The organism is Eudoraea adriatica DSM 19308 (genome assembly GCF_000382125.1).
In the GTDB taxonomy this organism is placed as follows: Bacteria; Bacteroidota; Bacteroidia; order Flavobacteriales; family Flavobacteriaceae; genus Eudoraea; species Eudoraea adriatica.
This window is the reverse complement of the sequence record NZ_KB907547.1, coordinates 215279-230081: the sequence shown is the minus strand read 5'-3', so window position 1 is coordinate 230081 and position 14803 is coordinate 215279. Positions and strand designations below refer to the sequence as shown.

Genomic DNA, 14803 nt, shown 5'->3' with positions numbered 1-14803 from the left:
TTTTATTACCTTATTTTTGTAAATGTCCTTTTAAACCAATTATGAAAAGATACGGGTTTTTACTTTTAGCCTTTCTCCAGATTTCTTGTTCCAGCCAATCGGTTAATAAGATCAATGGAATAAGTTTTGTTGCTTCCAGGGATAAAGCGGTGCAGGAGCATGTAGATGCTTTTCTGAAGATTCATGCGGATCATGCGGCTGTAATGCCTTTTGGTTTCATCCGGGATATTAAAAGTCCGGAAATAATATTTGATACAGATCGCCAGTGGTATGGCGAAACCCAGGGTGGTGCCAGGCAATATATTGAACTCCTGAGGGCAAACAAAGTAAAGGTGATGCTAAAACCGCAAATCTGGATATGGCGCGGGGCATTTACCGGAGGCCTAAAGATGGAAACAGAGGAAGACTGGAAGATTCTGGAGGAATCCTATGAAAAATTTTTGCTTACCTATGCCCAATTGGCCCAGGATACCAAAGCCGAAATTCTTTGCATTGGTACAGAATTGGAGCAATTTGTTAGTAACAGGCCACAGTATTGGAAAGATTTAATTGTTAAAATCCGAAAGGTATATAAAGGGAAACTTACATATGCTTCCAACTGGGATGAATATAAGCGAACTCCTTTTTGGGAATCCCTGGACTATATTGGGATTGATGCTTATTTTCCGTTATCTGATGCCAAAACTCCAAGTGTAGAGCAATTAAAAGAGGGTTGGAGGCCCTGGAAGGAGAATATAGCTGCCCTGGCAAAGAAGACTTCACGCCCTGTGCTTTTTACCGAATTCGGATATAGAAGTATGGATTACACCGCTAAAAAACCCTGGCTTGTTGATCGCAATGAAGAAGGGGTAAACCTGGTGGCGCAGGTAAACGCTAAAAAAGCGATTTTTGAAGAATTTTGGGCGGAAGAATGGTTTGCAGGGGGGTTTGTCTGGAAGTGGTTTATTAATCACGAAAAGGCCGGTGGTGGAATGGACAACAGGTTTACACCTCAAAATAAACCTGCCGAAGAAATCATTAAATTATTCTATCAAACCAATTGACCAACTAATTGTTTTTAATTTTTCCTAAGCGGAAGTATTTGCAATTTGGTAACATTTTTGATAATCTTTGTAAAAAAAGATTATTGTGCTTTTGAAATCTATAAAATCCCTATTAGTACTTCTGTTGTGTTTTCCCTTCGCTATCTTAATTGCCCAGGATTCTCTGAATACGGTAATTGCCCAAAAAGGGGACGGGATTTATTCTTTGCTCCGCAAGCAGGGTGTTGATCCTTATATTACCTATGATGACTTCATTGCTTTGAATCTTCCAAGACTCAGGGATAGTATGCATTTATACGAGGGAATGTCTTATATAATTCCTGAAGGGGTAGGAGAAAGCCTGAAAAAAGCTAAAGAGGAAACTAAGACGGAAGGATCAAACAATTCGATTGAGACTAATTCCTATGATATATTTGGCGAGAAATATGCTGAGGTAATTAGTAAAAGTGAGCGCTTAAAAGGAACGGTTTATTATTTAATTTCAGGTCATGGTGGCCCTGATCCGGGAGCAATGACTCAAACTGCCGGGAAGTCTATTTCGGAGGATGAATACGCTTATGATGTTACTTTGCGATTGGCCAGAGAATTACTATCCCATGGCGCATTGGTATATGTTATAGTGAGGGATCCTGATGATGGTATACGAGATGAGCGAATTCTGGAAATGGATAAGGACGAGTTGGTCATACCGGACCAGGCTATTCCGTTGAACCAAAAGGACAGACTGGAGCAAAGGGTAAATGCCGTCAATAAATTATATGTTAAGCATAAAGGCAAGCATCAGCGTTTGGTAGTTACCCATGTTGACAGCCGCAGTAAAGGGCAAAATATTGATGTTTTTTTCTACTACCACGAGAAAAGCAAGAAAGGCAAAAAACTAGCGGAAAGTATTCACAATACTTTTAAAAATAAATACAAAAAATACCAGCCAAATCGAAGTTATTCGGGAACTTTTGAAGACAGGAGCAATTTATACCTGGTAAAGAAAACCTTGCCTGCAATGACTTTTATTGAAATTGGGAATATTCGAAATAAAAAGGACCAGCGACGCATTCTTGATTACGATAATAGGCAGGCCCTGGCTAAATGGATTTCTGAAGGTGTAATTCTTGATTACGAGGCGGAGTAAAGATTAAATATTCACAGCCGGGATTAAGTGGAAATTTTTCTTTTGTAATATCGGTACAGCTGTTCGGGATCTGCCCCTAAATAATTTTTAAGATGAATTATTCCAAAATAAAATTGAAGTTTGAAGTTGCCTATTTGTTCATATTTTCTTGCTGAGGTTTGTACCTGATCGGGAAGTATCTTAAAATCAGTAATCTTATAGAGGCGACTTATGAATTCATTATCCTCGTATATTTTATAGGCTTCATCATAGCCACCCGATTTATTAAATAATTCCCTGGTTATAAAAAGTGACTGGTCTCCACCCCTGCATATTTTATGGTTTATCCTGCTAAACCAGGAGAAGAAACTCAAAAACCGGCTATCACTATCAAATTTCATTCTAAAACAACCCGTTTTTGTTCCTTTTTTAATGGCATTTAAAATTATCTTGTCAAAGTTTTTTGGCGGAAAAGTATCTGCGTGAAGAAAATACAGTACTTCACCTTTGGCATTTTCCGCGCCCAGGTTCATTTGCCTTGCACGACCTTTTTCAGAATGGAGGACCAGAACATCATATTGTGAAGCGGCTTCTTTGGTTTCGTCCGTACTCCCGCCATCTACTACAAGAATTTCTTTGATATTGACATTGCTTGAATTTTCCTGAATATATTCCAAAAGCCTAACTATGTTGCTTTCTTCATTTAGAACAGGTATTATTATGCTAAGACTGGGATTATTACTTAATTTCATTTAAACTCCAATTGTATTTAATGTATTCAATTTTCGTATCCGGACTTATTGAAGATTTTAAATACTGGTTCAAATAGGATATTAAGGAACCGTTTTTTTCAAAATCTTTTTTATACCATTTAAAGATCCTGGACAATTGTACTTTGTTTTCAGATATAATATTTCGGCTGGGGTCATTTATAAAATCTTTAGCCGCCATGTCCAATTGCTTATCCAGCTTATCTTCTGTATAGGCTGTGTTTAGTAATTTCGGGCATGAAAATGAGGCACAATTGATGGCAAAATGAATACGGGGCTCATTCATTTTTCTAAGGATTTTATGCTCTATTTCTCCCAAAGAAATGAGTTCTCCACCATATTTTATCCATTTTTTATCCCAGGGTTTAGGTATGTCTGTTATACTTGCCAACGGATAGTTATCCAGTATCAATTTTACCGTGGCGGCATTGTAAAGATTAATATAATATGTCAGCTTTTTTTCTCTGGACCAGTCTTCATTTACCGTATTACTGCCTAATTGCTCCAGGTACCGGTTTAATGTTCCTGATTCCTTCTTAAAGCCAATATAGTTTACGTTCCCATTGTCGTCAACGAAGCTATTCAGCAATCTGTCCCAGATATTATGGTCTAAAGAGGCGCAATTCTGTTCATTTGTAATTGGAACTATAGCTACTGAGTCCGACCACAGTGATATAGGCTGCAAAAGAAGAAATAAAAGAAGTATGCTTATTCGGAGCATTGAAAATTTTAAATTATTAGTTGAACAGGCAGCTTAAAACTTACAAATTTTTCTGGTTGCATGGAGAGTTTAATTCCCGGCATTAACTACCCATAAATTAATGTGACATATGACTTATTTATAAATCTTTAATCAATTCCAAAAATAATTTTATCATTTTAGGCTCGGTTTCCTCAGCGACTTTAATTATTTCCGATATATGTACCGGCTCCAGATTATCAGGGTCACATTCATCTGTGAGCACTGAGACTGCTACTACCGGGAGGTTTAAATGGTTGGCAACAATTACCTCGGGTACGGTGCTCATGCCAACGGCATCTGCGCCTATGGTTTTTAACATTCGATATTCGGCCTTTGTTTCGAGCTGAGGCCCAACTACTGAAGCATATACGCCCTTATGCAAGACAATATTTTCGCGCCGGGCAATGTATTTAATTTTTTCACACATCTCCAGGTCATATGGCTGGCTCATATCCACAAATCGAATTCCAAAGTTTGCAACATTTTTAAATGCCAATGGGGATCCACCCTGGAGATTAATATGATCTTCTATCAGCATAAGCTCACCTTTTTTAAAGTTTAGGTTAACAGCTCCTGCTGCATTGGAGATGAAAAGCTTCTCTATTCCCAATTCCCGCATTACCCGAATAGGATAGGTAACCTCCTCAAATTCATAACCTTCGTAAACATGAAAACGACCTTGCATAACCACTACTTTTTTATCCTCGAGCGTGCCATAAATTAGCTTGCCGCTGTGAAATTCTACAGTAGCCAGGGGAAAAAAAGGAATGTTGTGGTAATGAGCAACAACAGCAAATTCAATATGGTCAATCAGCCTGCCAAGCCCTGTACCCAGGACAATTCCGATTTCCGGATTTTCAAAGCCTTTATTTTTCAGGTATAGACAAGATTCTTCCAGCAGCTTTTGTGTCATGGACTTACGCTATTAAAAAAGTTTCAAAAATATCAACATCCTTTAAATCCTCGTAGACATCAATATCATTTTTAGTTTGAAGCAGTGCTACATTTTTGTGACTTAAGTTATTGAGAGTGTCTTTCAGCACACTATTTGTTCCCCACTTCTTGTTAAAGAATATCTCTTTATTTATTGATTTCATCCCCAGAAGATAGTAGCCCCCATCTTCTGCGGGTCCTATTACAAAGTCGGATTTTTCCAATTTTGTAAAAGCTTCTTCAATGGTTATGCTGTTTAAATCATAAATATCAGTTCCTATTATGACTATCTTTTTGTAACCCTTTTGAAATCCTGATTTAAAAGCATTGTACATTCGCTCTCCCAGGTCTTTGCCTTTTTGCAAATGTTTGGAATAGGTTTTTATATCCCATAAATCGTTTGCCGAAGGTTCCTCAGTATAATAAACTTCTTTTGAACAATTCAGGTCTTTAGTAATCTCAGCGGTGTGTCTTAGTAAGATCATATAAATATCCAGTGCAGCCTGATCTCCTATTGTTGCTGCTAATCTTGTCTTACACTTTCCTAATTTGGGATTTCTCGAAAAAATAAGTAGCAATCTTTCTTTAGTTTCTTCCAACTTCATCTATGAATTAATACTAATATACTTTTTCCGCCTTGGTCAGGTATTTTCCCCATAACTTACCATAGGCATGTACTTTTTTGGTTTTTTCACCATTGGAGTTATAAACAGGATACCCCTGATTGGTCCATTCAAAAATGCCTCCATATAAATTTTTGGTTTTGGAAAACCCGGATTCCAAAAGTCTTTCGCCAATATTCTCAGATCTCACGCCAATGGAACAATAGACAACGATATCTGCGCTTTTATCCGGCAATATTTGTTCTATCTCCGAAATTTTGAAATTATCATAACCTACCCATATGGCATTTTTCAGATGACTTACATTGTATTCTTCCCGCTCTCTGGCATCCAGAATAATTTTGTTCTGGAAATTTTGCATTTCTGCAACCGTAATATAAGGGACACTTTCATCATTATACCTCTCAAGAGCCTCGTCTATTGAAGACTGTGCACAAGCAGAAAGTAACAGAAAACCAGAAAACAATAAGTTTATAAAATACTGCATTGTATTAGAATTATACAAGGTGTAAAGATACTCATTTAGGTAAAATTTTTCCTGAAAGTTCAGGTTTTCAGGTCCAACAAATAAAATGTAGTTTTATAAAATTAAAGTGTTTACTATGAGAGTCAAATTAATATATCTTTTTATATGCCTATTTGTAGTTTCCATATTTTCATGCAGGAATAAAGAAGAGAATAATACTGAAACAGCCCCGATACCCGAATTATCCTTATTTAAGGAACCTTACAGACCACAATTTCACTTCACTCCCGCAGAGATGTGGATGAATGATCCCAACGGACTCGTTTACCATAATGGGATATATCATCTTTTCTACCAGTACTATCCTGAAGATATTATTTGGGGCCCTATGCATTGGGGCCATGCTACCAGTAAGGACCTTATATATTGGGAGCATAAACCTATTGCACTATTCCCTGATGAAAATGGTTATATATTTTCAGGGAGCGCCGTTGTAGATAGAAATAATACCTCCGGATTGGGAACACCGGATAACCCGCCTTTAGTGGCCATATTTACCTACCACGATATAAATAAAGAGAAAGACGGTTCCGATGATTTTCAGACACAGGGTATTGCCTATAGCCTCGATAATGGCGAGTCCTGGACTAAATATGAGTCTAATCCTGTATTAGGCAATGAAGGGATAAGGGACTTTAGGGATCCTAAGGTTTTTTGGCATGACCCCACGCAAAGTTGGATATTGGTACTGGTTGCGGGCGACCATGCCCGGTTTTACAAATCTGAGGACCTGATTTCCTGGAACTTATTAAGTGAGTTTGGAAAAGAATCCGGAGCACATGGCGGCGTTTGGGAATGCCCTGATCTTTTTCCATTAAAGGTCTCTGATTCGGGGGAGGAAAAATGGGTTCTTATTATTAGCATAAATCCCGGTGCGCCAAACGGTGGTAGTGGCACCCAATATTTTATTGGGGGATTTGATGGCACTACTTTTACATCTGACCAGGAGGAGGAAAAATGGATAGATTGGGGAACGGATAATTATGCCGGGATAACATACAATAATGAACCAAATGACCAACGAATCTTTATCGGATGGATGAGCAATTGGGCCTATGCCAGGGATACACCAACCAGGGAATGGCGAAGTGCTATGACCGTACCAAGAAGTTTATCACTGAATAAATCGGGTAATTCATATGAATTGACGAATTACCCTTTGGATAATTTAGGGACTATTTTTAAACCGGAATTGAAAAAGGACTTTGAACTGGTGGCTGAAGGTTCAGAAATGATATCCTTTGATCATTTTAATCAGTCAGAAATAAGGTTTAAAACTCCTAACCGAAATTTTGAATTTATCTTTGGCAATGGTTTAGGGGAGCAGTTATCCATGGCCTTAGATGGGGAGAAGGAACTGTTTTTGTTAGACCGCAGTAAATCCGGAAAAACCGATTTCCAAGAGGAGTTTGGAAAAATTATTCAGAAAGCGCCCATCACCGATATACCGGACGGGGAAATTGAAGTGAGAGTTTTGATGGATTGGTCATCTGTTGAAATTTTTATCAATAATGGTCAGCGGGTGTTGACTGCACAGATATTTCCCAATGAAAACTATACATACCTAACCTTCAAAAATGTTTCTGCTGAAAATTTGATAATCAATGATTTTGAAGTTAGCCGGGCCGAGTCAATATGGTAAGCCCTTAATTGTTTTGATTTAAAATACCATGCATTAGCCCTCTTAATTCTGCCAGTCCTTTAAGGCGGCCAATACCGGGATAACCCGGATTGGTCTTGGAGCTGAGGTCGTTTAAGATTTGTTGCCCATGGTCCGGGCGCATGGGTAATTGCTTCTTTCTTTTTTCCTGTAATTGCAGGAGTTCTTTTACTACTTTATACATTGGCACATCTCCTTCCAGGTGGCATGCTTCATAGAAATTTCCTTCTTCATCTCTTTTAGTGCTTCTGAGATGAACAAAGTGAATATGATCTCCGTAATCTTTTACGATTTGTACAAGGTCATTATCTTTCCTTACCCCGAGTGAACCCGTGCAAAATGTAATTCCATTATTTGGGCTATTATTTTCTGACAGGATTCTCCCAATGTCCGCCGTAGTGCTCATAATTCTTGGCAGACCGAGAATTGGATAAGGTGGATCATCCGGGTGTATGGCCATAAAAGCATTATTTTCCTCAGCAACAGGTAGTACTTCATTCAGAAAAAGATGCAGATTCCTTTCTAAAATAGCACGATCAATATTCTGATAATTATCCAATGCCTGTTGAAATTCATCCAGGGTATAGCCAACTTCTGCCCCGGGGAGATTATCCAGGATGGTCCTTTTTAGCTTTTCTATTCCTTTGGTATCCAAATTTGCGTAATAAGATTCAGCCTTTTTAATAATGCCCGGAGGATAAGATTCCATGGCACCTTTTCGCCTGAGTATAAAACAGTCAAAAGCGGCAAGAGCCTTCATTTCAAAATTTAATGTTCTTGCACCATTGGGAAGCTCATGATCCAATTCAGTCCGAATCCAATCTAAAATGGGCATAAAATTGTAACAGATGATATTGATATCTTCTGAGGCCAGATTTATGATTGTTTTCTTGTAGTTTTCTATAAGTTCCTGAAAGTTTCCGCTGCGCCGCTTAATGAATTCATGTACAGGGACACTTTCTACAACAGACCATCTCAGTCCGGCATCTTCTATGAGACCTTTTCGTTTTTGTATTTCCTCTACGCTCCATATCTCGCCATTTGGAATTTCATGCAAAGCAGTTACAATACCTGTTGCTCCGGCTTGTCTTATATCACTCAGGGTTACGGGGTCTTTTGGCCCGTACCATCGCATAGTTTGTTCCATTGTTCTCATACGCCTGAATAAGCATTAAAACCGCCATCGACCGGAATAATTGTTCCCGTAACAAATTTTGAGGCATCACTGCACAGCCATTGAAGTGCACCAAACAGTTCATCGGGTTTACCAAATCTGCCCATTGGGGTATTCGCTATAATTTGTCTGCCGCGTTTTGTTAATTCGCCATCTGCCCCGGTGAGCAGGGTGCGGTTTTGTTCTGTTAAAAAGAAACCGGGTGCAATAGCATTTACCCTTAATTCCACACTGTGTTTATGGCAAAATTCTATCGCTAACCATTTGGTCAGGTTATCAATGGCCGCCTTGGCTGAGCCATATCCCAGAACTCGGGTAACAGGCCTTTGGGCAGCCATGGAAGAAATATTTACGATACTTCCCTTCAAATCTTTGAGAAACAAGGGCAGGAATGTTTTAATTGGAAGAAAGGAACCCATATAATTCAATTCCATTACTTTGTTCAGATCATCTATGCCGGCATCCAATATACTTTGTTCAGGAGTAATTACTGCCCCGGCCATATTCCCACCTGCCATATTGATCAGGACATCTATTTTGCCGAATCCATTTTCAAGTTTCAGTTTTGCATGCTCCAGGTCTTGCGCATTGGTCACATCCGCAATCAGCGGAGATACTTTATGCTTTGTACCTTTAATTTCCCCGATTAAGGTATTGACTTTATCCGGATTTCTGCCCAAAGCAACTACATTGGCTCCCTGCTCTGCCAGATATGCCGTAATAGCAGAACCCAATATACCCGTGGCCCCACTAATGACAATAATTTTGTTGTCTACCGAAAATAAATCAGACATAGATGCTTTGTTAGGTGTAATTCATTTAGGATGCTCTTAAATACAGATTCCCTAAATCTGCTTATTGTTTCCAAATATAACTTAAGTAAGTTAAATTCTTAAAGTACCTCCCAAACTAAAATGGGAAATATGCCTTTGCATTGTGGTAACAAATATCAGACACAATTTTACCCAACCACTTTTCATCTTCCGGTAATTCCCCATTTGCTACGTCATTGCCAATAAGATTGCAGAGTACTCTCCTGAAATACTCATGTCTCGGAAATGACAGGAAACTCCTGGAATCTGTTAACATCCCTACAAAACAACTAAGCAGGCCAATGTTGGAAAGAGAATTCAATTGTTTTTCCATCCCATCTTTTTGATCCAGGAACCACCAGGCAGAGCCAAATTGAATTTTACCCTTTACACTCCCATCGTTAAAATTCCCGATCATCGCAGCAATGACTTCATTGTCTGCCGGGTTTAAATTATAAATAATGGTCCTGCATAACTCATCGGTGCTGTCCAGGTAATCCAGGAAATTGCTCAGGGAATTTGCCTGCGAAAAATCGCCTATAGAATCAAATCCGGTATCCGGCCCCAGCTGTTGTAGCATTCTTTGATTATTATTTCTGAGGGCGCCCAGGTGAAATTGCTGCACCCAACCCTTTTTATGGTAACACTTCGATAGAAATTTTAACATATCAGATTTAAAATATGCGATTTCATCCAAATTCAGCGAGACTCCATTTTTTAAGGTGCTAAAGATTTTAGAGGCATTGAAAGATTCACCTTTATAAAAAGGGAGATAATCCAAACCGTGATCCGCAAGTCTGCAGCCATTTTCATGGAAATAATTAATCCTTGATTCTAAGGCATCCAGAAGATCGGGGTAGGAATGGATTGGAGCATTGATAACTCCTTCCAATTTGCCCAGGTATTCAAGAAAGGCGGTTGTATTTTCAACTGCATAGGCTTTATCTGGTCTGAATGCGGGCATCAATTTTAAGCCATCATTTTTACTTGCTTTTTTGTGGTATTCAAGCGTATCCAGAGGGTCATCCGTGGTGCAGACGACTTCAACCTTCATTTTTTCCAGGAGACCCAAAGTACTATAATCCGGACTTTGTAAATGTTCAGAGCAAGTGTTGTAAATTTCCTCTGCGTTATTTTGGTCCAGCAGGTCATCGATATTGAAATAGCGCTTTAATTCAAGGTGGGTCCAGTGATATAAGGGATTTCGGACTGTATATGGAACAGTTTCCCCCCATTTCATAAATTTCTCTGAATCCGAGGCTTTCCCGGTAATATATTTTTCAGCAATACCTAGCGTACGCATTGCCCTCCATTTATAATGGTCACCATATAGCCATACCTGAGAAATATTTTCAAACTTGTAATCTTCTGCTATTTTACTGGGAGACAAGTGATTGTGGTAGTCAATAATGGGCAGGTCTTTGGCGTAATCGTGGTACAGCCTGCTCGCAAAAGAGGTCTGCAATAAAAAATCTTCGTGTATAAAGTTTTTTATAGCCATATTAATTTGTTGTTATGGTTGCCGGCAACATTGATTCAACCATCCTGGATGCAAGTGCCTCCAGATCAATTCCCAATTGTTCCTTATTAACACGAAGTACTTCAGTGCGCAATTCAGGGGGTAATTTATTAAATCCGTCCTTGGCACCAAGGATCATTCCGGCTACCGCGGCTACGGTATCATTATCTCTGCCATAATTTACAATAAACTGAATGCTTTTTTCAAAATCGCCTTCCCCGAAAGCCAGTCCGGCTATTAATATTTGCCAGATCTCACCTGCATGAAAAGGGACGGCCTTTTCGTCTTCCTCCAATAGTGCATAAACAAATTCTTGCTGTATCCAATCTTCTTTTGTCCCATTATAGCGATCAGGAATTTTCATTGCCATTGCATCCTTTGACAAGATGGAATCTGATATTTCTATTTCCCTGGACAGGTTTACATATTTTCGGGTGGCGTTTGCAGTATTGTAAGAAAGTCGCCCAACCAGCCTGCTATCCTGATAACGCATAGGATCTATAAAGACAGCCGTATTGAGTATAGAATCCATATTTGTGGTTCGCATAGCCATTTGTGTCATAGCGGCCACCAGTCCGGAAATGTCTTTGGCATATCCAATATCAAAAAGCGAATGTTTGTAGGCTGTGAGATAAGCAATCTCGGGGTTGGGTTCCAACAAACCAAACATCGGGGTGTATAACATGCCTGCACAGGACATTTCCCCTCCGTAAAACCTATTCTGGGCCTCCAGATACTCCTCCGTGCTATTCTGATAAGCCATTGCTACCCTTGCCCATTCTTTAATCCAGTCAACCTTTTCTAATCTCGAATCCAGGGCATCTGGCGAGGCCAGGATTGCTTTATCGCCAAGCTTTGAGGCAATAGATTTATAATAGTCTATAATAAATTTTGCAAAATTATTGGCATTGAGGTCGGGTGAATTTGCTTCAATATAAGAAACCATAAAGTACTTCCATCTTGTATCATCCGTAGTAGCCCCGGCATTGAGGTTATGCTCCCAGGTTCCTTCAGGAGATTGAATACGCTCCGCGGGCGTAAGTCCGGTAATATATCCATATTTATTCTGAATGTCAGATCTGTGCCACATCTCGGTAGATGCACCCATGGCATCTCCTATTGCAGAACCAACCAGTGCACCAAGAATCTTGTCATAAAGTTCTTCCTTGTCTAAAACAAGAGAATCCTTGGCGTAAGCAGATTTCTTTGGCTCAGGGATATCTATTTGCGCTTTCTGATCCTTGCATGATAACAGACTTACGGACAAAACCAAACTGATAATTAAAATGGGATATTTCATACTAAAATCATTTTTCTGGCGAGCTTTAAAAGATCCTCTTTTTCACTGAGGCTTCTTTTTAGGGGTAACTGTGCAAGGCCAATTAAGCGCCTTATAATTTCAACTCCTGCCACCTGGGAAACCAGACCGGCATTTGCATCTGACTTATAAAGTTGCATTACTTTTTTCAGGGAAGATGGATCCATAGTTGCCAGGATTAAATGAGCTGTCATAACACCCAGATCAAACTCCCTGAAACCGATAAAACCAAACTCCGGATCTATGATATAAACTTCATCTTCCAATTGCATCCAGCTTCCGGGGTAATAATCGCCATGGATCAAAACATTTCCTTTGGAAAGGTACATATCTCCAAGTTTATTAACAACAGCTTTAATTGTATTGTCCCTTTTATATGGAAGTGATAATTCCTGTAAACCTTCCTGCACATCATTTAATTGAAATCCATTGTCTTCCAGAAATGGCAGCACAAAAATATGCTGGTGATTTAACTTCCTGAGAGCCATATTTTCGGGAAAGTCATTTAAAGGACCTACTTTATGGATAGCTGCTGCTATGTTGATCAGTTTTTCAAGGATCTCCTGCGCAATGCTGCGATCCCGGTAACAAAATGTCATGTCTTCACACTGCCCAAGGTCTTCCATTTGCAAGAGGTAATTTTTTGGATCAAAGCCTAAAATTGAAGGGATGTGAGAAGTTATGGATGCATCATGGATGGCTTTATAAAACTTATATTCCACTTCTATTCTGTTAAGCGGGGCTTCAATTTGCTGGTACTTTTGTACAAACGGGCGTGATTGTTTCAGAATAAAGGAGCGCTGATTTGTTTCTGCGCGAAGCACTACATTCATATTGCCTTCCCCCGGCTTGGACAGTGCACTTATTTTTTCATTTGGGTTTAACCAATTGTTGTCTTCCAGTAATTTCTGAAGGGTGGGTATGGATGTATGGGTATCTATAGCTATCAAAGAGTGCTAATTTTATTGCAATATAGTCCCAAAACCAAATAAATACTTACGCTTTCCGGAGATTTTTTATACCATTTCAGGAACATGGTATTTACGAAATTCTTCAAACAGCTTTTTCCTAAAGCATTTCCAACTTTAGTACCTTTGGAATCAATTGCCTAAACTGCTTGTTCAATTTTATTCTTCAAATAAATTCAGGCAGGAGACATCCGGCTTCGCATTCGGGTTGTTCATGAAATTGATCATAACCTTGTCTTTGCATTCTTCGTTTCCACCACCATGCCCTCCTTCATCAAGTACCAGCAGTGTTCCGTTACTGAGATTTTCTTTAAAAAGATATCCGTTTTTTGGAGGGGTAACAGGATCATACCTGTTTACGAAAATAAGGGTGGGCACTTCAGAATCCTGAAATTTGCGATCTTCCATGGGTAAATTATTGGAATGCCAATTCATCCCGGCAATGTAGAAAGCATCAAAAAAGCCTAGTTTAACTGGAATCAAGGGATATTTTTTGTAGTTCTCCAGGATAACTTCAGGCGTATTAGCCGGATTAAAGTTTTCGTATTTTTCTACAGATAATAACATTGTAAGATTTAGTCCGCCTATTAACTGGTATTCAAACGACAAAACTTCATTAATTACATCACCGCCTCCCTCATTGAATGCGTTTATGAGCTCCGGGGCTTTTTCCCTGGAATTACTTTGATACAACAACCTCCGCAATAAATAAATCCCGTCCTGTGCATTAATAGTTACATTTATAGAATCGTTCAGGCTTGTTTTCAATGGCTTTTCCTCTAAAGCAGATATTGCTTTAAAATAATCCTCTTTAAGATCGGGATATTTTGTTTTGCAATCGGGATCGTTATCACAAAACTCAAAAATCCTACCCAGGGCCAGTGAATAGCTGTCCAGGCGATTGACAAGAAAATCACCACTTAATGGTGCAGGTGAATCGAGGATAGAACTATGAATATATTCCGGGAACATATCCTGAACCACCCGTGCGATGCGGGTGCCGTAAGAACCCCCAAAGAGATGGTATTTCTCATATCCCAAATGTCTAAAAAGCATTCCTACGTCCCGGGCATTTTGTATGGTGTTATAATATTCCGGGTTAATGCCCTGCTCCTCACACATCTTTTTATATTTACTTATCATGCTAACGGTTAATGCCAGTTCTTCTTCCTCATTAGCGTCTTCAGCCATAATATTAAAAGCATCAAAAGACATATCCGGCATGGCAGATGAATAGCCTATACCACGCTGGTCAAACAAAATAATATCACGTTCATTTCTCAGTGGGTGTTCCTTTAAAAATTGAATCATCCCGGGACTTAACGTATTGCCTCCCGGGCCACCGGAAAAGAAGATCATTGGAAACTCCTTGGAAAGGGTGTCTTTAGCTTTTATAACGATATACGTAATCTGAATTTTTTTACCATCAGGGTTATCATGATTCTCAGGTACGAGGATTGCCCCGGCATTAAATTCCTCACTTTCCGGAAGCCAGTCCAGGCCCTCGGGCTCAACAGATACTATGTTAGTATGAGTCTGACAAGCTATAGCTACAACTAATATTGTGATGTAAAAACCAATTTTCCTCATTTGATAATTCTATTACT

14 protein-coding genes are annotated in these 14803 nt (G+C 39.2%); 3 read left to right on the top strand and 11 right to left on the bottom strand.

The annotated features are described in order from the left end of the window. Positions 1–41: 41 nt before the first annotated feature. Entirely contained in the window at positions 42–1043 is a 1002-nt protein-coding gene (locus G504_RS0104665) for a glycoside hydrolase family 113 (protein WP_019668980.1), read from the top strand. Between the two features lie 91 nt (positions 1044–1134). After that, positions 1135–2172, top strand: coding sequence for an N-acetylmuramoyl-L-alanine amidase family protein (locus tag G504_RS0104660; protein ID WP_394330229.1), 1038 nt, complete (start codon positions 1135–1137; stop codon positions 2170–2172). Between the two features lie 23 nt (positions 2173–2195). Here the strand turns inward: G504_RS0104660 and G504_RS0104655 are convergent, their stop codons facing one another. From G504_RS0104655 to G504_RS0104635, 5 genes are all read right to left on the bottom strand, one after another. Then, positions 2196–2903, bottom strand: coding sequence for a TIGR04283 family arsenosugar biosynthesis glycosyltransferase (locus G504_RS0104655; protein ID WP_019668978.1), 708 nt, complete (start codon positions 2901–2903; stop codon positions 2196–2198). Beyond that, on the bottom strand, positions 2890–3642 hold the full coding sequence (locus G504_RS0104650; protein ID WP_019668977.1) for a DUF547 domain-containing protein: 753 nt from the start codon (positions 3640–3642) through the stop codon (positions 2890–2892). Before G504_RS0104650 ends, G504_RS0104655 begins: the two co-directional genes overlap by 14 nt. Positions 3643–3760: 118 nt before the next feature. Further along, positions 3761–4576: a purine-nucleoside phosphorylase gene (locus G504_RS0104645; protein ID WP_019668976.1), complete on the bottom strand. Its 816-nt coding sequence runs from the start codon at positions 4574–4576 to the stop codon at positions 3761–3763. Between the two features lie 4 nt (positions 4577–4580). After that, on the bottom strand, positions 4581–5201 hold the full coding sequence (locus G504_RS0104640; RefSeq protein WP_019668975.1) for a TIGR04282 family arsenosugar biosynthesis glycosyltransferase: 621 nt from the start codon (positions 5199–5201) through the stop codon (positions 4581–4583). Between the two features lie 13 nt (positions 5202–5214). Further along, complete coding sequence (locus G504_RS0104635; RefSeq protein ID WP_019668974.1) at positions 5215–5706, bottom strand: rhodanese-like domain-containing protein; 492 nt, start codon at positions 5704–5706, stop codon at positions 5215–5217. 115 nt (positions 5707–5821) lie between these two features. Here G504_RS0104635 and G504_RS0104630 point away from each other — a divergent pair, with 115 nt between their 5' ends. Next, the gene (locus tag G504_RS0104630) at positions 5822–7387 is read left to right on the top strand and encodes a glycoside hydrolase family 32 protein (protein WP_019668973.1); all 1566 of its coding nucleotides are present in this window, start codon (positions 5822–5824) and stop codon (positions 7385–7387) included. 4 nt (positions 7388–7391) lie between these two features. On the opposite strand, the gene uxuA is transcribed toward G504_RS0104630, so the two are convergent. The 6 genes from uxuA to G504_RS0104600 all read right to left on the bottom strand — a co-directional run bounded on the left by uxuA (position 7392) and on the right by G504_RS0104600 (position 14786). Continuing rightward, a complete protein-coding gene (uxuA, locus tag G504_RS0104625; RefSeq protein ID WP_157473084.1) occupies positions 7392–8552 on the bottom strand; it encodes a mannonate dehydratase in 1161 nt (386 codons plus the stop codon). Between the two features lie 5 nt (positions 8553–8557). Beyond that, a complete protein-coding gene (locus tag G504_RS0104620) occupies positions 8558–9373 on the bottom strand; it encodes an SDR family oxidoreductase (RefSeq protein ID WP_019668971.1) in 816 nt (271 codons plus the stop codon). 115 nt (positions 9374–9488) lie between these two features. Beyond that, entirely contained in the window at positions 9489–10892 is a 1404-nt protein-coding gene (uxaC, locus tag G504_RS0104615) for a glucuronate isomerase (protein ID WP_019668970.1), read from the bottom strand. Between the two features lies 1 nt (position 10893). Beyond that, complete coding sequence (locus G504_RS0104610) at positions 10894–12210, bottom strand: ADP-ribosylglycohydrolase family protein (RefSeq protein ID WP_019668969.1); 1317 nt, start codon at positions 12208–12210, stop codon at positions 10894–10896. Continuing rightward, entirely contained in the window at positions 12207–13178 is a 972-nt protein-coding gene (locus G504_RS0104605) for a phosphotransferase (RefSeq protein WP_019668968.1), read from the bottom strand. The genes G504_RS0104610 and G504_RS0104605 overlap by 4 nt, the downstream gene beginning before the upstream one ends. A 177-nt stretch (positions 13179–13355) precedes the next feature. Beyond that, positions 13356–14786: an alpha/beta fold hydrolase gene (locus G504_RS0104600; protein ID WP_019668967.1), complete on the bottom strand. Its 1431-nt coding sequence runs from the start codon at positions 14784–14786 to the stop codon at positions 13356–13358. Positions 14787–14803: the final 17 nt, after the last annotated feature.

What these genes read in the sequence shown, in the direction of transcription:
- G504_RS0104655 (WP_019668978.1), bottom strand. Translation starts at nt 2,903, where the DNA reads ATGAAATTAAGTAATAATCCCAGTCTTAGCATAATAATACCTGTTCTA.
- G504_RS0104640 (WP_019668975.1), bottom strand. Translation starts at nt 5,201, where the DNA reads ATGAAGTTGGAAGAAACTAAAGAAAGATTGCTACTTATTTTTTCGAGA.
- uxuA (WP_157473084.1), bottom strand. Translation starts at nt 8,552, where the DNA reads ATGGAACAAACTATGCGATGGTACGGGCCAAAAGACCCCGTAACCCTG.
- G504_RS0104665 (WP_019668980.1), top strand. Translation starts at nt 42, where the DNA reads ATGAAAAGATACGGGTTTTTACTTTTAGCCTTTCTCCAGATTTCTTGT.
- G504_RS0104650 (WP_019668977.1), bottom strand. Translation starts at nt 3,642, where the DNA reads ATGCTCCGAATAAGCATACTTCTTTTATTTCTTCTTTTGCAGCCTATA.
- G504_RS0104610 (WP_019668969.1), bottom strand. Translation starts at nt 12,210, where the DNA reads ATGAAATATCCCATTTTAATTATCAGTTTGGTTTTGTCCGTAAGTCTG.
- G504_RS0104600 (WP_019668967.1), bottom strand. Translation starts at nt 14,786, where the DNA reads ATGAGGAAAATTGGTTTTTACATCACAATATTAGTTGTAGCTATAGCT.
- G504_RS0104635 (WP_019668974.1), bottom strand. Translation starts at nt 5,706, where the DNA reads ATGCAGTATTTTATAAACTTATTGTTTTCTGGTTTTCTGTTACTTTCT.
- G504_RS0104645 (WP_019668976.1), bottom strand. Translation starts at nt 4,576, where the DNA reads ATGACACAAAAGCTGCTGGAAGAATCTTGTCTATACCTGAAAAATAAA.
- G504_RS0104630 (WP_019668973.1), top strand. Translation starts at nt 5,822, where the DNA reads ATGAGAGTCAAATTAATATATCTTTTTATATGCCTATTTGTAGTTTCC.
- uxaC (WP_019668970.1), bottom strand. Translation starts at nt 10,892, where the DNA reads ATGGCTATAAAAAACTTTATACACGAAGATTTTTTATTGCAGACCTCT.
- G504_RS0104620 (WP_019668971.1), bottom strand. Translation starts at nt 9,373, where the DNA reads ATGTCTGATTTATTTTCGGTAGACAACAAAATTATTGTCATTAGTGGG.